This is a genomic window from Variovorax soli, assembly GCF_031454625.1.
GTDB lineage: Bacteria > Pseudomonadota > Gammaproteobacteria > Burkholderiales > Burkholderiaceae_C > Variovorax > Variovorax soli_A.
The window spans coordinates 164,431-183,032 of record NZ_JAVDRF010000002.1; the positions used below are offsets into that span (position 1 = coordinate 164,431).

The 18,602-nt window shown below is 68.2% G+C and carries 16 protein-coding genes; 12 read left to right on the top strand and 4 right to left on the bottom strand.

Annotated elements, in window-relative coordinates; translation table 11 throughout:
- Positions 1 to 15 precede the first annotated feature (15 nt).
- From J2739_RS04635 to J2739_RS04645, 3 genes are read right to left on the bottom strand one after another with little or no spacing between them, the layout of a single operon-like run.
- Positions 16 to 711 carry an SDR family NAD(P)-dependent oxidoreductase gene (locus tag J2739_RS04635; RefSeq protein WP_309899038.1) on the bottom strand — a complete coding sequence of 232 codons (696 nt, stop codon included), beginning with the start codon at positions 709 to 711 and terminating at the stop codon, positions 16 to 18.
- Entirely contained in the window at positions 701 to 1,669 is a 969-nt protein-coding gene (locus J2739_RS04640) for a Bug family tripartite tricarboxylate transporter substrate binding protein (protein WP_309899040.1), read from the bottom strand. Before J2739_RS04640 ends, J2739_RS04635 begins: the two co-directional genes overlap by 11 nt.
- An 11-nt stretch (positions 1,670 to 1,680) precedes the next feature.
- A complete protein-coding gene (locus J2739_RS04645; RefSeq protein ID WP_309899042.1) occupies positions 1,681 to 2,613 on the bottom strand; it encodes a dihydrodipicolinate synthase family protein in 933 nt (310 codons plus the stop codon).
- Between the two features lie 102 nt (positions 2,614 to 2,715).
- Here J2739_RS04645 and J2739_RS04650 point away from each other — a divergent pair, with 102 nt between their 5' ends.
- The 6 genes from J2739_RS04650 to J2739_RS04675 all read left to right on the top strand — a co-directional run bounded on the left by J2739_RS04650 (position 2,716) and on the right by J2739_RS04675 (position 8,099).
- Positions 2,716 to 3,651: a LysR family transcriptional regulator gene (locus tag J2739_RS04650; RefSeq protein WP_309899044.1), complete on the top strand. Its 936-nt coding sequence runs from the start codon at positions 2,716 to 2,718 to the stop codon at positions 3,649 to 3,651.
- A 25-nt stretch (positions 3,652 to 3,676) separates the two neighbouring features.
- Positions 3,677 to 4,375 (top strand): DUF3348 domain-containing protein, encoded by a 699-nt coding sequence (locus J2739_RS04655; protein WP_309899046.1) that lies wholly within the window; start codon positions 3,677 to 3,679, stop codon positions 4,373 to 4,375.
- The gene (locus J2739_RS04660) at positions 4,372 to 6,462 is read left to right on the top strand and encodes a DUF802 domain-containing protein (RefSeq protein ID WP_309899048.1); all 2,091 of its coding nucleotides are present in this window, start codon (positions 4,372 to 4,374) and stop codon (positions 6,460 to 6,462) included. The genes J2739_RS04655 and J2739_RS04660 overlap by 4 nt, the downstream gene beginning before the upstream one ends.
- On the top strand, positions 6,462 to 7,109 hold the full coding sequence (locus J2739_RS04665; RefSeq protein WP_309899051.1) for an OmpA family protein: 648 nt from the start codon (positions 6,462 to 6,464) through the stop codon (positions 7,107 to 7,109). Before J2739_RS04660 ends, J2739_RS04665 begins: the two co-directional genes overlap by 1 nt.
- Before the next feature lie 43 nt (positions 7,110 to 7,152).
- Entirely contained in the window at positions 7,153 to 7,794 is a 642-nt protein-coding gene (locus J2739_RS04670) for a DUF2894 domain-containing protein (RefSeq protein WP_309899053.1), read from the top strand.
- Positions 7,795 to 7,916: 122 nt separating this feature from the next.
- The gene (locus J2739_RS04675; RefSeq protein ID WP_309899055.1) at positions 7,917 to 8,099 is read left to right on the top strand and encodes a DUF3606 domain-containing protein; all 183 of its coding nucleotides are present in this window, start codon (positions 7,917 to 7,919) and stop codon (positions 8,097 to 8,099) included.
- Positions 8,100 to 8,112: 13 nt separating this feature from the next.
- On the opposite strand, the gene J2739_RS04680 is transcribed toward J2739_RS04675, so the two are convergent.
- Entirely contained in the window at positions 8,113 to 8,868 is a 756-nt protein-coding gene (locus tag J2739_RS04680; protein WP_309899056.1) for an SDR family oxidoreductase, read from the bottom strand.
- 239 nt (positions 8,869 to 9,107) lie between these two features.
- On the opposite strand from J2739_RS04680, the gene J2739_RS04685 reads away from it, so the two are divergent.
- The 6 genes from J2739_RS04685 (at position 9,108) to J2739_RS04710 (ending at position 18,589) form a co-directional block, all read left to right on the top strand.
- Positions 9,108 to 11,021 carry a propionate--CoA ligase gene (locus J2739_RS04685; RefSeq protein WP_309899058.1) on the top strand — a complete coding sequence of 638 codons (1,914 nt, stop codon included), beginning with the start codon at positions 9,108 to 9,110 and terminating at the stop codon, positions 11,019 to 11,021.
- A gap of 185 nt (positions 11,022 to 11,206) precedes the next feature.
- Positions 11,207 to 14,086 carry a 2-oxoglutarate dehydrogenase E1 component gene (locus J2739_RS04690; RefSeq protein ID WP_309899060.1) on the top strand — a complete coding sequence of 960 codons (2,880 nt, stop codon included), beginning with the start codon at positions 11,207 to 11,209 and terminating at the stop codon, positions 14,084 to 14,086.
- A gap of 42 nt (positions 14,087 to 14,128) precedes the next feature.
- The gene (gene odhB / locus J2739_RS04695) at positions 14,129 to 15,406 is read left to right on the top strand and encodes a 2-oxoglutarate dehydrogenase complex dihydrolipoyllysine-residue succinyltransferase (protein ID WP_309899062.1); all 1,278 of its coding nucleotides are present in this window, start codon (positions 14,129 to 14,131) and stop codon (positions 15,404 to 15,406) included.
- Positions 15,407 to 15,415: 9 nt separating this feature from the next.
- Positions 15,416 to 16,846 (top strand): dihydrolipoyl dehydrogenase, encoded by a 1,431-nt coding sequence (gene lpdA / locus J2739_RS04700; protein ID WP_309899064.1) that lies wholly within the window; start codon positions 15,416 to 15,418, stop codon positions 16,844 to 16,846.
- Between the two features lie 4 nt (positions 16,847 to 16,850).
- Positions 16,851 to 17,948, top strand: a complete 1,098-nt coding sequence (gene zapE, locus J2739_RS04705) for a cell division protein ZapE (RefSeq protein ID WP_309899066.1) — start codon at positions 16,851 to 16,853, stop codon at positions 17,946 to 17,948.
- On the top strand, positions 17,945 to 18,589 hold the full coding sequence (locus J2739_RS04710) for a hypothetical protein (RefSeq protein WP_309899068.1): 645 nt from the start codon (positions 17,945 to 17,947) through the stop codon (positions 18,587 to 18,589). The genes zapE and J2739_RS04710 overlap by 4 nt, the downstream gene beginning before the upstream one ends.
- Positions 18,590 to 18,602: the final 13 nt, after the last annotated feature.

The following is an 18,602-nucleotide window of genomic DNA, read 5'->3' on the forward strand; positions in this document are numbered from 1 at the left end:
GGTGTGAATGCAGGGTTAGCGCGGCAGCGAGGAGCCGCCGCAGATCTGGATCTCCTGGCCGGTGATGGCGCCGGCCTGCGGGGAGAGGAGGAACGCGACCAGCGCGGCGATCTCGTCCGGCCGGATGAGCCGGCCGATCGGCGGCAGCACCGGCGCTTCCGCGGCGCGCGAAGGGTCGGAGGTCATCGCCGTCTGTGTCGCCGCCGGCGAGACGACGTTGACGGTCACTCCGCGCGCGGCCGTTTCAGCGGCCCAGCTGCGCGCGAGCGCCACCAGCGCGGCCTTCGAGGCGGCGTACTGGCTGCGGCCGGCCTTGCCCTGCGCCACGCGGCTGCCGACGAGGACGACGCGGCCATGGCCCGCGGCGGCCATGACCGGCAGCAGCGCGTTGGCGATGCGCGTGGCGGCGTCGACGTGCAGGCGCCACATCAGCTCGCCCTCGGACAGGTCCAGGCTGCCCAGGGCGCCGACGCGCAGCACCCCGGCCGCGTGGACGAAGGCCGTGACGCCGGCCGCTTGCCGTGCCGCCGCGTCGGTCGCTGCGGCATCTGCGAGGTCGACCTCGACGGCCGTGAACGCAGGCTCGGCGATCGCCGGCGCCGATCGATCGAAGCCCGTGACCCGCCAGCCGCCCGCCAGCAAGGCCTGCGCGATCGCCAGGCCGATGCCGGAGCTGGTCCCGGTCACCAGGACGTGCGGACTATTCGGCACGGATGCTCGCCTCCGAAATGATCTTGGCCGAGCGCGCCATGTCTTCTTTCTGGAAGGCGGCGAAGTCGGCGATGCTGCCCGGCGTCAGCAGCAGGCCCTGGACGGTGAGCTTGTCCTTGATGTCGGGGGCGTTCAGCGCCTTGTTGACCTCGGCATTCAGGCGCTGCGCGATCTCCTGCGGCATCTTCGCGGGCGCCCACAGGCCGTACCAGCTGTAGAACTCGTAGCCCGGCAGCGTCTCGCCGACGGTCGGCGTGTTGGGCATGTTCGGGATGCGCGACTTCGAGGTCACGGCGAGCACCTTCAGCATGCCGCTCTTCGCGTACTGCGCCGAGCCCAGCACCGGATCGACGAAGCCGTCGATCTGTCCGCCGATCAGGTCCTGGTAGGCGGGCCCCGAGCCCTTGTACGGCACGACCAGGTAGTCGATGCCGCTCGCGCGCTTGAGCAGCTCGGTCGACAGGTGCCCCGCCGAGGCCGAGGAGCCGATGGCGAACGTGAGCTTGCCGGGGTGGGCCTTCGCATGCGCGATCAACCCCTGGAGGTCGTTCACCGGCAGGTTCTTGTTGACCGCGATCGACAGCGGCGCCTTCGCCACCAGCGCGACCGGCTGGAAGTCCTTGTTGACGTCATAAGGTGTCGACTTGACCACCATCGGCGTGGTCGTGAATGTCGAGGGGCTGAACAGCAGCGTGTAGCCGTCCGGTGCCGCGCGGGCCACGGCCGCGGAGCCGATGGCGCCCCCGGCGCCCGCGCGGTTGTCGACCACCACGCTCTGGCCCAGCTGCTCGCCGAGCTTCTGCGCCAGCATGCGGCCGACGGTGTCGAGCGTGCCCCCGGGCGGGAAAGGAATGATCATCGTGATGGGCTTGGACGGCCAGGCCTGGGCACCGGCGGCGCCGGCCAGGCCGAGCAGCAGGGCGGAGAGCGCGCAGCGCGCGAAGGTTCTGCGTTGCATGGCGGTCGTCCTCAGCGCTGCAGCAGGCCTGCGTTGTCGAGGGCCGCGCGCAAGGCCTGCATCTCGGCCTCGCTCGGCGCTTCGGTCGGCGGGCGCGCCGTCGGGTCCTTGATCACGCCGGCCAGGTACATCCCGGCCTTCATGCGCGCATGGGCTTCGCCCGTCGGCTCGCCGCCGCCGTACACCGCATCCTTCAGCGGCGTGATCAGGGCCTGCACCTTCATCGCCTTCTTCAGGTCGCCGGCCTTCACCGCCTCCCAGAGGTCGTTGATGAGGCTGGGGATGAAGGTCGCGAAGCCGACCAGCGCACCGTCCACGCCCTGCACCATGGTGGCCAGCAGGTACTCGTCGTGGCAGGTCAGGATCGACTTGGAGGGGTCTGCCTCGCGGATGGCCTTGATGTCGCTGGCGTACTTGTTCATGTCCCGCTGGCCGACCTTGAAGGCCTGCACGTAGGGCAGCTTCGCCAGTTCGGCCAAAGTCGCGGACGAGTAGGCGGCCCGGGTCCAGGCCGGGTACACGTGCGCCACCAGGTCCAGGCCCGCTTCGGAGATCGCCTCGAAATAGTCGGTGACATGCGCGGCGCGGAAGCCGAAGCGCAGCCAGTGGTGCGGCGGCATCACGTCGAGCGCGCGGGCGCCGGCGTCGCGCGCCATGCTGGCGTGCTCCTTGGCTTCCAGGAGGCCTTCGCAGACGATCGAGGAGATCACCGGCAGCCGGCCCTCGAGCTCGCTCGCGACGATGCGGGTGACCTCGGCACGCTCCTTCGCCGTCAGCGAGAACACCTCGCCCGTGTGGCCGTTGGTCATCACCGCCACCACGCCGGGTTGCCCGGCCAGCCAGGACGCGTGGCGCCGCAGCTCGGCCTCGTCGATGCGGAAGTCACGCGTGAAGGGGCAGGCGATGGCGGGAATGATCCCGCGGTAGTTCTGGATGGTCGGCATGATGTCTCCTGGGTTGAAAATTCCTGGAGGCAATGGTCGTCCCGCAGCGCGGCAAAGGCCAATGCCCGTTTTCTCTTCTTGTATGCCTCCAAAGCACCGCCGATGAATTTCTTGTGGCTCGAAGACTTCCTCGCGCTGGCCGCGACGGGCAATTTCTCCCGCGCCGCCGAGGAGCGGCACATGACCCAGCCCGCCTTCAGCCGGCGCATCCGCGCGCTGGAGGAGTGGCTGGGCGTCGTGCTGATCGATCGCACCAGCCATCCGGCGACGCTCACCGAGCCTGGCGAATGGTTCCGCGCCCTCGCGCAGGAGCTGCTGGCACGGGTGGCGCGCCTGCCCGACGAGGCGCGCGCCGTCGCCGATGCGAGTTCCGCCACGCTGCGCATCGCCGCGACGCACGCCCTGTCGCTGACCTTCATGCCGGCGTGGCTGCGCGGGCTGGAATCGGGGGCTCCGGTGGGTCCGATGCAACTGGTGTCCGACGTGATGCAGCAATGCGAGGCGCTGATGCTGCAGGGCCGCACGCAGTTCCTGCTGTGCCATGGGCATGCCCAGGCGCCCGGACGGCTGGAGGCCGGCGGCTTTCCCTCCTGCGTGGTCGGCGCCGACGTGCTGATGCCGGTCTGCGCACCGGGCGAGCGCGGCGGGCCGGCTCATTCCCTGCGCGGCACGGCATCGGTGCGCGTTCCCTTGTTGGCCTACAGCACCGAATCCGGTCTTGGCCGGATCATGCGCAGCGTGCTCGGCGCCAGGCTCGACGAGCTGGCGACCCAGGTGGTGCTCACCGCGCACCTGGCCACGGTGCTCAAGACCATGGCGCTCGAAGGCCGCGGCATCGCGTGGCTGCCTGCCAGCCTGATCCAGGCCGAGCTGGCGCAAGGCACGCTCCTGCCGGCCGGGGAGGGCCGATGGAATGTGGACCTGGAGATCCGCCTGTTCCGCACGTCCGGACAGCTCCCCAGGGCCGCAGAGCGCTTCTGGGACGCCGTCATGCAGGCGGCGCGGTCCTCGGCCGGCCACGGCGATCGAGCGGTGTAGACTGCCAGGTTTTTCACCCGGCGGTATGGCGCAAGTTTCACGGCGCACAGCTTTCACCGGCTCGGCGCTCACTCGCTTGCTCGCCCGATTGGCCGACATCGACGTTGCCGAACCCCGGCATGCCTTCGCGGATCGACTGAGCCAATGGCTCGGCTGGACCGACGCGATCTCCTTGTCTGCGGTCTTGAACTGCGGCCCGGCAGCAGTGCCGGCCAGCGTTCGCGCCGTCCAGGGCGGCGAGGAAGGCGAATGCCTCCGCCTGCGCGGCGTCCTGGCGAAGGCCATCGCCGATGACGGCGCTCTCGCCGCCGAGAAGGAACGCACGGACACGGCCGCCGGCTTCTCCCCGTACCGCCGGCACTACCTCGCGAGGCAGCAGACGATGGAGATGGCCCTCGGCCCCCTGCGCGAGCGCCTGCGCGCGAGCCTGGCGGCCCGATCGCCGGCGATGGCACAGCTCGCCGCCGTCGACGCCGTGATGGAGCAGGCCCTGGGCGCGCAGGAGCGCAGCCTGCTGTCGACCGTGCCCGGACCGCTCGAGAAGCATTTCGTGCGCCTGCGGCAAGCCCACCAGGCAACGCCGGACGAGCCCGAGGGCGGGGCGCCGCAGATGGCGTGGCAGGACGTGTTCCGCAAGGACATGCAAAGCGTGCTGCTCGCCGAACTGGATATTCGATTCGAACCTGTCGAAGGGCTGCTCGAAGCCCTTCGCAAGAGCTCATGAACAGATCACTTCACCCCTTCGTTTTCCTCGTGGGCCTGGCCGCCGTGTGCTGGGTCGCCGCGGGTTACATCGGTGCCAACCCGCTGGCGCTGGCGATCACCGTGCTCGTCGGCGCCTTCTACCTGGTCGGTGCGCTGGAACTGCATCGCTTCCACCAGGCCACCTCCACGTTGCAAGGGGCCGTGACGGACCTGCCCGATGCTCCGGCCAGCCTGGGCCAGTGGCTCGAACAACTGCATCCTTCCCTGCGCAACGCGGTGCGCCTGCGCATCGAGGGCGAGCGCGTCGGCCTGCCAGGGCCGGCCCTGACGCCGTACCTCGCGGGGCTCCTGGTCCTGCTGGGCATGCTCGGAACCTTCCTCGGCATGGTGGTCACGCTGAACGGCACCGGGGTGGCACTCGAAAGCGCGAGCGACCTGCAGGCCATCCGCGCTTCCCTGTCCGCCCCGGTGAAGGGCCTGGGCCTGGCCTTCGGCACCTCGGTGGCCGGCGTGGCCGCGTCCGCGATGCTGGGCCTTGCCTCCGCCTTGTGCCGGCGCGAGCGCGTGCAGGCCGGGCAGATGCTCGACACGCGGATCGCCACCACTTTGCGGCCCTGGTCGCGGGCCCATCAGCGCGACGAGTCCTTCAGGCTGCTGCAGCAGCAGGTCGAGGGCATGCCCCAGCTGGTGGATCGCCTGCAGGCCATGATGGCCATGATGGAACGGCAAAGCCACGCCTTGAACGAGCGCCTGGTCTCCGGCCAGGACCGCTTCCACAGCCAGGCCGAGGCGGCCTACGCGGACCTGGCTTCGTCCGTGGGCCGATCGCTCAACGAGAGCCTGACCGAAAGCGCCCGCATCGCGGGCGCGACCTTCCAGCCAGTCGTCGAGGCCGCGATGGCCGGGATCGCGCGCGAGGCGGCTTCGCTGCACGGCACCATCGAGCACAGCGTGCAGCGGCAACTGGACGGGCTGTCCAGCCGCTTCGAGTCCACCACCGCCACGGTGGCGGCGCTCTGGCAGGACGCGCTCGCCGGGCATCGGCGCGAGAGCGAGGCGCTGTCGCAGGATCTGCGCAGCACGCTCGACCACTTCGCCCAGACCTTCGAGCAGCGTTCGGCGTCGCTGGTGGACGGCGTTTCCGCCCGGTTGGAGAGCACGGCCAGCGGCATGTCGACCATGTGGGGCAGCGCGCTCGCTCAGCACGAGCGCGCCAGCGAGAAGCTGTCGGGCGATACGCACCAGGCCCTGACGGCGGTCGCGGCCACCTTCGGGCAGCACGCGGCTTCGCTGCTGCGCACGGTGGACCAGGCGCATGCGACGCTGCAGACGGAGATCGCATCGCGCGACGCGCAGCGGCTCACGGCCTGGACGCAGGCGCTGGAGGCGACGGCCGCGTCGCTCGGCGAGGAATGGCAGCAGGCCGGCGCGCGCGCCGAGAGCCGGCAGCAGGAGATCTGCAAGACGCTCGAAGAGACCGCCCGCAACATCTCCGCCCGAACCGAGGCGCAGGCGAGCAGCACCATGGCCGAAATCGCCCAGCTCGTGCAGGCCGCCGCCGAAGCGCCGCGCGCCGCGGCCGAGGTGATCGCCGAGCTGCGCCAGAAGGTCTCCGAAGGCATGGCGCGTGACAACGCGATGCTGGAGGAACGCAGCCGCATCCTGGAAACACTGGGCACCCTGCTCGATGCCGTGAACCATGCCTCCGCCGAACAGCGCTCGGCGATCGACGCGCTGGTCGGCGCATCGGCGGACCTGCTGGAGCGCGTCGGCACGGGCTTCACCGAGAAGGTCGATGCGCAAGCCGGGAAGATGGCCGAAGTCGCCGCCCAGCTCACCGGCAGTGCCGTCGAAGTGGCGAGCCTGGGGGAGGCCTTCGGTTTCGCCGTGCAGCTGTTCAGCCAATCGAACGACAAGCTGGTGGCCCACCTGCAGCGCATCGAAGGCGCGCTCGGCAAATCCATCGCGCGCAGCGACGAGCAGCTGGCCTACTACGTCGCGCAGGCGAGGGAGGTCATCGACCTGAGCATCATGTCGCAGAAGCAGATCGTCGAAGACCTGCAGCAGCTCGCCATCGAGCGTGCACCCGCCGGCAGCGAGGCGTGATGCGGGACGACATCGACGCCGGCCCCGAGCCGGGCGTGCCGGTCTGGGCGGTCTTCGGCGACCTGATGTCGGGGCTGCTCGGAGCCTTCGTGCTGATCCTCGTGTTTGCGATCGGCATGCAGCTGGAACTCACGACGCAGTTGCAGGCCGAGATCAAGAAGCGGGAGGCGCAGGCGCAGCGGCTGCAAGCCCTCGAGAAGGCCCTGGCCGTCCCGCTGGCCGCTGGCCGGGTGACGCTCAGCAACGGGCGCATCGGCATCAACGGCAGCGTGCTGTTCGCTTCCAGCTCCGCGGAACTGCAGCCCGAAGGGCGGCAGCTGCTGCGGAGCCTGAGCGCACCGCTGGCCAGCTACCTGCAGGCCCGCGACGAAGTGCTGATGGTGAGCGGCTTCACCGACGACCGGCAGCTGCGGGACGGCAATCGCCGATTCGCCGACAACTGGGAGCTCTCCGCCCAGCGGGCGCTGACGGTGACGCGCGCCTTGATCGAGGAGGGCATTCCATCGTCCTCGGTCTTCGCTGCGGCTTTCGGTTCCGAGCAGGCGGTGGCGTCGAATGCCGATGCCGAGGGACGCGCCCGGAACCGCCGCGTGGAAATGGCACCCACGCCGAGGCAGTCCGGCACGGACACGAAGCCCCGTGAGTAGCCCAGCGATGCCAGGCTCCGGCGCCGGGACCATGGCGAGCCGCATGGACCCCGCCGCGATGATCGAAACCTGCCGCGCGCGTGGCGATCATCGGCGCGACCCCGTGCGCTTCCATTTCATCGAAACGCTGGCGAGGCGGGCTGCCGCCCACCACGGCGAAGCCCGGCGCATCCTGGACGGCAAGCTGCTCGAACTGCTGGCCGCGTACACCGCGGACGATTCCGGCCAGGCCTCCGGCGCGGAAGGCTTGCCCGACGCGGCGCGGAAAGCCCAAGCCACTCGCGGGCCGCTCGCGGAGCTCGTGGACGCCATCGGCCGGCCTGCGTCGGCGCAAGGGGAAGGCGCGGCGGCGAGCGGTCCCGTGCCCGGCTTGTCCTCTTCCTCGCACGAACTGAAGACGCTCCGCTACTTCCGCAGTACCTGGTCCAGGCTCAGCGCTGACCGGCGGCTCACGCAAACCCTCGCGGCGGTGCCGGAGAACGCCGGCCCGCTCAACTCGCACCACCTCGTGCATCGCGCACTCATGCTGATGCGCGAGCTGTCGCCGGAGTACCTGCACCGCTTCATGGCGCATGTCGATGCCTTGCTCTGGCTCGACCGGGCGAACGCCCGCAGCGCCGCGGCGGGCGCCGAGACGCCGCGCGCCGAGGGCCAGAGGAAGTCCGCCCGCGCCAAGGCCGGCTGATCCGATTGCATGGCTCGCAGCTCGACTGGCTGGGAGACATCGGGCCAGCCCACGCGCCCCCGCCTTGCAGATCGGCTCGCCGAAGCCTATAAAGGTCCGCCCATCCCGACCGAGGAGGACGCATGTCCGAAGATCTGAGCCATTTCAAACCACTCGATCCTGGCCGCATTCACATCGACGACCCCGTGGAAGCGCAGTATTGGTGCATGCAGCTTCGATGCAACGAGGCGACGCTGCGCGATGCGATTTCGAAGGTCGGTGATCACGTCACCGCCGTGCGCGATCAGCTCGCGTCGCGCGAGTGATCGCCCTCGCGCTCTATTGCTTTTTTCCGGCGGTTTCGAGCCACTGCGCGAAGCTCGTCGTGCCCAGGCGCGGGTTCTTGCCCGGCGTGAGCGACCGGTCGTCGACCGGTGTGCCGAAGTAGAGTGCCTTCGGATCGGTCACCACGCGGCGCGTGTCACCGGTGCCGCGCAGGAACTGATCGATCAGCTTGTCCATCCCCAGCGCCACGGGCCCCGCGATCTCCACCCTCCCGCCGACGGGCGGTTCCAGCGCAATCTCCGACAGCGCCTGGGCGACGTCCTCGGACGCCATCGGCTGGATCAGCGAGGGAGGCATCCGTACCGTGTCGCCTTCGGTGCCGGACTGCGCGATGCTGGCGACGAACTCGAAGAATTGCGTCGCGCGCACGATGGTGTAGGGGATGGGCGATGCCTCGATCAGCTTCTCCTGCGCCATCTTGGCGCGGAAGTAGCCGCTCGCGAGGAGCCGTTCGGTCCCCACGACCGACAGGGCGATGTGGTGCTCGACACCCGCGACCTGCTCGGCGGCCATGAGGTTTCGCCCCGAGGTCTCGAAGAAGTTCATCACCGCGGTGTCCTCGAACGAGGGCGAGTTCGCGACATCGACGACGACTTGCGCGCCCCTCAGTGCCTCGGCCAATCCCTCGCCGGTGAGGGCATTGACCCCAGTCGATGGCGAGGCGGCGACGACCTCGTGTCCCTTTTGACGAAGCTTTTGCACCAGCTTCGATCCGATGAGCCCGCTGCCGCCGATGACGACGATCTTCATAGCATTTTCCTTTTCCGATGGCCGGACGCTCGCCCCATGCGCTGTCCTTGTCCATAAGACGTGCCGGCGCCAGCATTTGTGACAGCCGTGCAGCCGAGGGCGACGGTCATCGCGCCTCTATTGATGTGGATCATGGTCGCGGCGCCGCCCGGGGCAAGCTGTCAGCTTCCCGCAAGCGGCTCGCTCAGAATACGAATTCAGTTCTATTCCAGAGCCGCAACCCGGCAGGAGACAAGTCCATGAGCCGCTACGCAGAGTTCTATCGCCGTTCCATCGAAGCGCCAGAATCGTTCTGGGCCGAGCAGGCCGAGCTGATCGAGTGGAAAACGCCACCCGGCCAGATCCTCGACACGAGCCGCGCTCCGTTCGTGCGCTGGTTCGCGGGCGGCACCACCAACCTCTGCCACAACGCGGTCGATCGGCATCTGGCGGCCCGCGGCGATCAGGCGGCGCTCATTGCGGTCTCCACCGAGACCGGCACCGAGAAGACCTACAGCTTCAGGGAACTGCACGCCGAGGTGCAGCGCGTCGCCGCCACGCTCATGGCGCTGGGGGTGGGGAAGGGCGATCGCGTGCTGATCTACATGCCGATGATTCCCGAGGCCGCTTTCACCATGCTCGCCTGCGTACGGCTGGGGGCGATCCACTGCGTGGTGTTCGGCGGCTTCGCAAGCGCCTCGCTGGCTTCGCGCATCGAGGATGCGACGCCCAAGGTCATCGTCAGCGCCGACGCGGGATCGCGCGGCGGCAAGGTGATCGCCTACAAGCCGCTGCTGGACGAGGCGATGCGTCTTTCGACGCACCAGCCCGAAGCGGTGCTGCTCTTCGACCGTGGCCTGGCGCCCATGGACCTGAAGGAAGGCCGCGACCATCTCGCCGCCCCCCTGATCGAGCAGCACCGCGACGCCCAGGTCCCCTGCACCTGGCTCGATGCCACCGATATCAGCTACACCATCTACACCAGCGGCACCACCGGCCGGCCCAAAGGCGTGCAGCGCGACACGGGCGGCTACGCGGTGGCACTGGCTGCCAGCATGAAGCACATCTTCGACGGCAGGCCCGGCGAGACCTACTTCTCGACCAGCGACATCGGCTGGGTGGTGGGGCACAGCTACATCGTCTATGGGCCGCTGATCGCGGGCATGGCGACGATCATGTACGAGGGGCTGCCCACGCAGGGGCTCGACCGGCAGCCCGACGGCGGGATCTGGTGGCGGCTGGTCGAGAAGTACAAGGTCACCGCGATGTTCAGCGCGCCGACGGCGGTGCGGGTGCTCAAGAAGCAGGACCCGGCGCTGCTCGGCAAGTACGACCTGTCGAGCCTGCGTGCGCTGTTCCTCGCGGGCGAGCCGCTGGACGAGCCCACGGCGCGCTGGATCAGCGAGGGACTGGGCGTGCCCATCATCGACAACTACTGGCAGACGGAGTCGGGGTGGCCCATCCTCACGGTGGCCAACGGCGTGGAGCGCACCGACAGCAGGTTCGGCAGCCCCGGCATCCCGATGTATGGCTACAAGGTCAAGATCCTGAACGAGTCCACCGGCGAGGAGCTGACCGGCGCCAACGAGAAGGGCGTGGTCGTGATCGAAAGCCCGACGCCGCCGGGCTTCATGCAAACCGTGTGGCGCGACGACGAGCGCTTCATCAACACCTACTGGAAGAGCGTGCCGGGCAAGCTGGTGTATTCCACCTTCGACTGGGGCATCCGCGACAAGGACGGCTACTACTACATCCTGGGGCGCACCGACGACGTGATCAACGTGGCCGGCCATCGCCTCGGCACGCGCGAGATCGAGGAAAGCATCTCCGGCCATGCCCAGGTCGCCGAGGTGGCGGTGGTCGGCGTGGCCGATGCGCTCAAGGGCCAGGTGGCCACGGCTTTCGTGGTGCCGAAGGACGGGGCCGTGCTCGGCGACGCCCAGGCGGCCCTGACGCTCGAAGGGGAGGTGATGAAGCAGGTGGCCGACCAGCTCGGCGCGCTGGCCCGGCCGGCGCGCGTGCACTTCGTCAGCGCGCTGCCCAAGACCCGCAGCGGCAAGCTGCTGCGCCGGGCAATCCAGGCGGTGTGCGAGGGGCGCGACCCCGGGGACCTGACCACCATCGAGGACCCCGGCGCTCTCCAGCAGGTCAGGAAGGCGGTCGTCCCCCACTGACAGAGGCCACCCACCAAAGGGCTTGTACGGCCGGTTTCCGGCGCCACATCGTTGCCATGGCACAATCCCTGGGTACTCCGGCCCTTCCCCAGCCACAGTCGCATCCGCCAATCGGTTCAGCCGTGTCGCGGAAGGTTTCTCAAACCAGCTAATGCTTCCCCAAGGGAAGCGAAGGTCAGCGCAACATGAGCGATTCGACGTCCTCCGCGTCCGTCTACCACGCCTACCAAGGCAACACCTACCTCTTCGGCGGCAATGCGCCCTATGTCGAAGAGATGTACGAAAACTATCTCGCCAACCCGGGCAGCGTGCCCGACAACTGGCGTTCCTACTTCGACGCGTTGCAGAACGTGCCCGCCACCGATGGCAGCACCGCACGCGACGTCGCGCACCAGCCGGTCATCAATGCCTTCGCCGAGCGTGCGAAGCAGGGCACGACCCGGGTGGTGCAGGCCAGCGGCGCCGCTTCCGAGCTCGGCCGCCAGCGCACCGCCGTCCAGCAGCTGATCGCCGCCTACCGCAACGTCGGCGCCCGCTGGGCCGACCTCGATCCCCTCAAGCGCGCCGAGCGCCCCCCGATTCCCGAGCTGGAGCCTTCGTTCTACGGCTTCACCGATGCCGACCTCGAGACGGTGTTCAACACGAGCAACACCTTCTTCGGCAAGGACACGATGTCGCTGCGCGACCTGCTCAACGCGCTGCGCGAGACCTACTGCACCACCATCGGCGCCGAGTACATGTACATGACCGACCAGTCGCAGAAGCGCTGGTGGCAGCAGAAGCTCGAGAGCGCCCGGACCAATCCCAAGCTGAGCACGGAGCAGAAGAAGCGCATCCTCGAGCGCTTGACGGCGGCCGAAGGCCTCGAGCGCTTCCTCCATACCAAGTACGTCGGCCAGAAGCGCTTCTCGCTCGAAGGCGGCGAGAGCTTCATCGTCTCGATGGACGAGTTGATCAACCAGGCCGGCACCAAGGGCGTGCAGGAAATCGTGATCGGCATGGCCCACCGCGGCCGGCTGAACGTGCTGGTCAACTCGCTGGGCAAGATGCCGGCCGATCTGTTCGCCGAGTTCGACCACACGGCGCCCGAAGAGCTGCCCAGCGGCGACGTCAAGTACCACCAGGGCTTCAGCTCCGACGTGTCGACGCCCGGCGGTCCGGTGCACCTCAGCCTGGCCTTCAACCCCTCGCACCTCGAGATCGTGAACCCGGTGGTCGAAGGCTCGGTGCGTGCGCGCATGGACCGCCGCGCCGACCCGCTCGGCAAGCAGGTGCTGCCGGTGATCGTGCATGGCGACGCTGCCTTCGCAGGGCAGGGCGTGGTGATGGAAACGCTGGCGCTGGCCGAGACCCGCGGCTACTCCACCGGCGGCACGGTGCACATCGTGATCAACAACCAGATCGGCTTCACCACCAGCGACCCGCGTGACAGCCGCTCGACGCTGTACTGCACCGACATCGTCAAGATGATCGATTCGCCGGTGCTGCACGTGAACGGCGACGACCCGGAAGCCGTGGTGCTGGCCACGCAGCTGGCCCTGGATTTCCGCATGGAGTTCCAGAAGGATGTGGTGGTCGACATCGTCTGCTTCCGCAAGCTGGGCCACAACGAGCAGGACACCCCCTCGCTCACACAGCCGCTGATGTACAAGAAGATCGCTGCCCACCCCGGCACGCGCAAGCTCTACGCCGACCGGCTCGCCGCCCAGGGCCTGGGCGACACGCTCGGCGACGACCTGGTGAAGGCGCAGCGCGCCGCCTTCGACGCCGGCAAGAACACCACCAACCCGGTGCTCACGAACTTCAAGAGCAAGTACGCGGTCGACTGGAGTCCCTTCCTCAACAAGAAGTGGACCGACGCCGGCGATACCGCCATCCCGACCGCCGAATGGAAGCGGCTGGCCGAGCGCCTCACCAAGGCGCCGGAGAACTTCACGGTCCATCCGCTGGTCAAGAAGGTGCTGGACGACCGCGCCGCCATGGGCCGCGGCGAGATCAACGTCGACTGGGGCATGGGCGAGCACATGGCCTTCGCCTCGCTGGTGGCCAGCGGCTACCCGGTGCGCCTCTCCGGCGAGGACAGCGGCCGCGGGACCTTCACGCACCGCCATGCCGTGCTGCACGACCAGAACCGCGAGAAGTTCGACGAAGGCACTTATGTGCCGCTGCAGAACGTCGCCGACAACCAGGCACCCTTCGTCGTCATCGACTCCATCCTCTCGGAAGAAGCGGTGCTGGCCTTCGAATACGGGTACGCCTCCAACGACCCGAACACGCTGGTGATCTGGGAGGCGCAGTTCGGCGACTTCGCCAACGGCGCGCAGGTCGTCATCGACCAGTTCATCGCCTCGGGCGAGGTGAAGTGGGGCCGCGTCAACGGCATCACGCTGATGCTGCCGCACGGCTACGAAGGGCAGGGCCCCGAGCACAGCTCGGCGCGCCTGGAGCGCTTCATGCAGCTGTCCGCCGACGCCAACATGCAGGTCGTGCAGCCCACCACGGCGAGCCAGATCTTCCACGTGCTGCGCCGGCAGATGGTGCGCAACCTGCGCAAGCCGCTGGTCATCATGACGCCCAAGTCGCTGCTGCGAAACAAGGACGCGACCTCGCCGCTCGCCGAGTTCACCAAGGGCAGCTTCCAGACCGTCATTCCCGACAACAAGGAGCTCAAGGCCGACAAGGTCAAGCGCGTGATCGCCTGCTCGGGCAAGGTCTACTACGACTTGGCGAAGAAGCGCGAGGAGAAGGGCAGCGACGACGTGGCGGTGATCCGCGTCGAGCAGCTCTACCCCTTCCCGCACAAGGCCTTCAGCGCCGAGCTCAGGAAGTACCCGAACCTCGTCGACGTGGTGTGGTGCCAGGACGAGCCGCAGAACCAGGGCGCCTGGTTCTTCGTGCAGCACAACATCCACGAGAACCTGCAGGAAGGCCAGAAACTCGGCTACTCGGGCCGCGCCGCCTCGGCGTCGCCCGCCGTCGGCTACTCGCACCTGCACCAGGAACAGCAGAAGGCACTGGTCGACGGCGCCTTCGCCAAGCTCAAGGGCTTCGTGCTCACCAAGTAAAACAACCCCACTCAAGAAACACGAAGCGGAGCACATTCCAAAATGTCCATCGTTGAAGTCAAAGTCCCCCAGTTGTCCGAGTCCGTGGCCGAGGCCACGATGCTCCAATGGAAGAAGAAGCCCGGCGAAGCGGTCGCCGTCGATGAAATCCTGATCGAGATCGAGACCGACAAGGTCGTGCTGGAGGTGCCCGCGCCTTCCGCCGGCGTGCTGGCCGAAATCGTCGCCGGCGACGGCGCGACGGTGGTGGCCGACCAGGTCATCGCCAAGATCAACACCGACGCCAAGGCCAGCGTCGCCGCAGCGGCGGCCGCCCCTGCCGCGCCTGCTGCTGCACCGGCGCAGGCAGCGGCGCCTGCTGCCGCTGCCGCTGCCGCCGGCGGTGCCAAGTCCGACGTCGCGATGCCGGCCGCCGCCAAGCTGCTGGCCGACAACAAGCTGACGACAGGCGACGTGAGCGGCTCCGGCAAGGACGGCCGAGTCACCAAGGGCGACGTGCTGGCCGCGGTCGCGGGCGGCGCGACCGCCAAGGTCGCTGCGCCGGTGGCCATTCCCACGGGCGCGCCCAAGACGGCGCTGCCGCAAGTGGCGTCCCCCGCGAGCGCGCCGGACCTCGGCGAGCGCCCGGAAGAACGCGTGCCGATGAGCCGCCTGCGCGCCCGCATCGCCGAGCGCCTGCTGCAGTCGCAATCGACCAACGCCATCCTGACCACCTTCAACGAGGTCAACATGGCGCCCGTCATGGAGATGCGCAAGCGCTTCCAGGAAAAGTTCGAGAAGGAGCACGGCGTCAAGATCGGCTTCATGAGCTTCTTCGTGAAAGCCGCGGTGCATGCGCTCAAGAAGTACCCGGTGCTCAACGCCTCGGTGGACGGCAACGACGTGGTCTACCACGGCTATTTCGACATCGGCATCGCCGTCGGTTCGCCGCGCGGGCTGGTGGTGCCGATCCTGCGCAATGCCGACCAGATGAGCTTCGCCGACATCGAGAAGAAGATCGCCGAGTACGGCCAGAAGGCACGCGACGGCAAGCTGGGTATCGAGGAGATGACCGGCGGCACCTTCTCCATCTCCAACGGCGGCGTGTTCGGCTCGATGCTGTCGACGCCCATCATCAACCCGCCGCAGTCGGCCATCCTCGGCGTGCATGCGACCAAGGACCGTGCCGTGGTCGAGAACGGCCAGGTCGTGGTGCGGCCGATGAATTACCTCGCCATGTCCTATGACCACCGCATCATCGACGGCCGCGAGGCCGTGCTGGGGCTGGTCGCCATGAAGGAAGCGCTGGAAGATCCGGCTCGCCTCTTGTTCGACATCTGAGGAGCACGGATGTCCAACAAGCAATTCGACGTCATCGTCATCGGTGGCGGCCCCGGCGGCTACGTCGCGGCCATCCGCGCGGCGCAGCTCGGCTTCAACGTCGCCTGCATCGACGAGTGGAAGAACGGCAAGGGCGGCCCCGCGCTGGGCGGCACCTGCACCAACATCGGCTGCATTCCCTCGAAGGCACTGCTGCAGTCCTCGGAGCATTTCGAGCATGCCGGCAAGCACTTTGCCGACCATGGCATCAAGGTCGAAGGCCTGGGCCTCGACATCGACAAGATGCTGGGCCGCAAGGACGCGGTGGTGAAGCAGAACAACGACGGCATCACCTACCTGTTCAAGAAGAACAAGGTTGCGTTCTTCCATGGCCGAGGCTCCTTCGCGAAGGCCGGCGGCGCGGGCTACGAGATCAAGGTGACGGGCGCCGCCGAGGAAACGATCGAGGGCAAGCACATCATCGTGGCCACCGGTTCCAACCCGCGCGCGCTGCCGGGCGCCGCCTTCGACGAGGAGAACATCCTGTCGAACGACGGCGCGCTGCGCATCCCCGGCGTGCCGAAGAAGCTGGGCCTGATCGGCTCCGGTGTGATCGGCCTCGAGATGGGTTCGGTCTGGCGCCGGCTGGGTTCCGAAGTCACGGTCCTCGAAGCGCTGCCGACCTTCCTGGGCGCGGTGGACGAGCAGATCGCCAAGGAGGCGCACAAGGCCTTCGTCAAGCAAGGCCTGAAGATCGAGCTCGGCGTCAAGGTCGGCGAGGTCAAGTCCGGCAAGAAGGGCGTTTCCGTCGCCTGGACCAATGCCAAGGGCGAGGCGCAGACGCTGGAAGTCGACAAGCTGATCGTCTCCATCGGCCGCGTGCCCAACACCGTGGGCCTGAATCCCGAGGCCGTGGGCCTCAAGCTCGACGAACGCGGCGCCATCGTGGTCGACGACGAGTGCAAGACCAGCCTGCCCAACGTCTGGGCGATCGGCGACGTGGTGCGCGGCCCGATGCTGGCGCACAAGGCCGAGGAAGAGGGTGTGGCGGTGGCCGAGCGGATCGCCGGCCAGCATGGCCACGTGAACTTCAACACCGTTCCGTGGGTGATCTACACCTCGCCCGAGATCGCCTGGGTGGGCCAGACCGAGCAGCAGCTCAAGGCCGAGGGCCGCGCCTACAAGGCCGGCACCTTTCCCTTCCTGGCCAACGGGCGTGCCCGCGCGCTGGGCGACACGACGGGCCTGGTCAAGTTCCTGGCCGATGCGGCGACGGACGAGATCCTCGGCGTGCACATCGTCGGACCGATGGCCAGCGAGCTGATCTCCGAGGCCGTGGTCGCGATGGAGTTCAAGGCCAGCGCCGAGGACATCGCGCGCATCTGCCACGCGCATCCTTCGCTCTCGGAGGCGACGAAGGAAGCGGCGCTCGCCGTCGACAAGCGCACGCTGAACTTCTGAGCCCTTGAGCGTCAAGCAAGCCTACGAAGCCGAGCTGGCTGCGCGGGGGTTCCAGAGCGACCCCGCGCAGCGGCGCGCCGTGGAGGCGCTCGACCGCTGCGCCAACGAGTGGGCGGCGTACAAGTCGCAGCGCTCCAATGCGCTCAAGAAGCTGATCAACCGGCCCGAGATCCCGCGCGGCGTCTACATGTACGGCGGGGTGGGGCGCGGCAAGAGCTTCCTGATGGATTGCTTCTTCAACGCCGTGCCCCTGCGGCGCAAGACGCGGCTGCACTTCCACGAGTTCATGCGGGAGGTGCACCGCGAGCTGGCCGAGCTGCAGGGGACGGTCAACCCGCTGGAGGAGCTCGGTCGACGGATCGCCAAGCGCTACAAGCTGATCTGCTTCGACGAGTTCCATGTCGCCGACATCACCGATGCGATGATCCTGCACCGCTTGCTGATCGCGCTGTTCGACAACGACGTGGGATTCATCACCACCTCGAACTTCCGGCCGGACGATCTCTATCCGGGCGGCTTGCACCGCGATCGCATCCTGCCGGCCATCGAGCTGCTGAAGCAGCGCCTGGAGGTGGTCAACGTCGACAACGGCACCGACTACCGCCGCCGCACGCTGGAACAGGTCAAGCTCTACCTCACGCCCAATGGCGCGGCCGCGGACAAGGAGATGCGCCACGCCTTCGAGCGGCTCGCCGAGAGCGCCGACGAGAACCCGGTGCTGCACATCGAGGCGCGCGAGATTCACGCGCGGCGCAAGGCCGGGGGCGTGGTGTGGTTCGATTTCAAGACCCTCTGCGGCGGCCCGCGTTCGCAGAACGACTACCTCGAGATCGCGAGCCAGTTCCACACCGTGTTGTTGTCCGACGTGCCGCACATGCCGGTTCGCATGGCGTCTGAAGCACGCCGTTTCACATGGCTGGTCGACGTGTTCTACGATCGGCGCGTGAAACTCATCATGTCGGCCGAGGTGCCCCCGGAGGCCCTGTACACCGAAGGTCCCCTGGCCCACGAATTCCCGCGCACCGTATCCAGGCTCAACGAGATGCAGTCGGCGGAGTTCCTCGCCCTGGAGCGTCGCGTGGTCGACACCCGCCTCACATGAAGAAACTGCTTCTATCCCTGTTGATCGGCCTCGGCGCCGCGCCGCTGTGGGCGCAGAGTACTGCCACCACCGGCGCCATGGACTTCGAGGCCGAGCGCGCCCGCCTGGCGCAGGAGCGCAAGGAGGTCGAGGAACGCTTCGCCACCGAGCAGGCGGCCTGCTACCAGAAGTTCGCGGTCGAGGGCTGCCTGCAAGACAGCCGCCGCCGCCGCCGCACCGCCACCGAGAACATCCAGCATCAGGAGGCGGCGATGAACGACATCGAGCGCAAGCGCCGCGGCGCGGCCGCGCTCGATCGGCTCGAGGAAAAAAAATCCAGCCCGCGCCCGCAGGACACCGCGGCGGAGCAGGAGAAGTCGCTGAAGTCGCAGCAGGAGCGCGAGCAGCGCGCCGCCGACCATGCCGGGGATCGCGCCCGCCTGGCCTCGGAGGCCGCCGAGAAGCAGCGCCAGTTCGAACAGAAGCAGCAGGCCCATGCGGAGGAGCAGGCCAAGGCCGCGAGCCGGCGTGCCGAGGGGCCCACCAATCGCGAGGCCTACGAACGCAAGCTCGAGCAGGCGGAAAAGCATCGCCTCGACCGCGAACGGCGCAACGCCCAGAACACCAAGCCGCGCTCGGCGCCGCTGCCCACGCCGCCCTGAGCGGCCGGTCGGC

Bases quoted from the DNA above. Each gene is read 5' to 3' on its own strand.
- J2739_RS04690 (WP_309899060.1), top strand. From the start codon at position 11,207: ATGAGCGATTCGACGTCCTCCGCGTCCGTCTACCACGCCTACCAAGGC.
- J2739_RS04710 (WP_309899068.1), top strand. From the start codon at position 17,945: ATGAAGAAACTGCTTCTATCCCTGTTGATCGGCCTCGGCGCCGCGCCG.
- lpdA (WP_309899064.1), top strand. From the start codon at position 15,416: ATGTCCAACAAGCAATTCGACGTCATCGTCATCGGTGGCGGCCCCGGC.
- J2739_RS04655 (WP_309899046.1), top strand. From the start codon at position 3,677: ATGGCGCAAGTTTCACGGCGCACAGCTTTCACCGGCTCGGCGCTCACT.
- J2739_RS04680 (WP_309899056.1), bottom strand. From the start codon at position 8,868: ATGAAGATCGTCGTCATCGGCGGCAGCGGGCTCATCGGATCGAAGCTG.
- J2739_RS04650 (WP_309899044.1), top strand. From the start codon at position 2,716: ATGAATTTCTTGTGGCTCGAAGACTTCCTCGCGCTGGCCGCGACGGGC.
- J2739_RS04675 (WP_309899055.1), top strand. From the start codon at position 7,917: ATGTCCGAAGATCTGAGCCATTTCAAACCACTCGATCCTGGCCGCATT.
- odhB (WP_309899062.1), top strand. From the start codon at position 14,129: ATGTCCATCGTTGAAGTCAAAGTCCCCCAGTTGTCCGAGTCCGTGGCC.
- J2739_RS04640 (WP_309899040.1), bottom strand. From the start codon at position 1,669: ATGCAACGCAGAACCTTCGCGCGCTGCGCGCTCTCCGCCCTGCTGCTC.
- J2739_RS04670 (WP_309899053.1), top strand. From the start codon at position 7,153: ATGGACCCCGCCGCGATGATCGAAACCTGCCGCGCGCGTGGCGATCAT.
- J2739_RS04665 (WP_309899051.1), top strand. From the start codon at position 6,462: ATGCGGGACGACATCGACGCCGGCCCCGAGCCGGGCGTGCCGGTCTGG.
- J2739_RS04660 (WP_309899048.1), top strand. From the start codon at position 4,372: ATGAACAGATCACTTCACCCCTTCGTTTTCCTCGTGGGCCTGGCCGCC.
- J2739_RS04645 (WP_309899042.1), bottom strand. From the start codon at position 2,613: ATGCCGACCATCCAGAACTACCGCGGGATCATTCCCGCCATCGCCTGC.
- J2739_RS04685 (WP_309899058.1), top strand. From the start codon at position 9,108: ATGAGCCGCTACGCAGAGTTCTATCGCCGTTCCATCGAAGCGCCAGAA.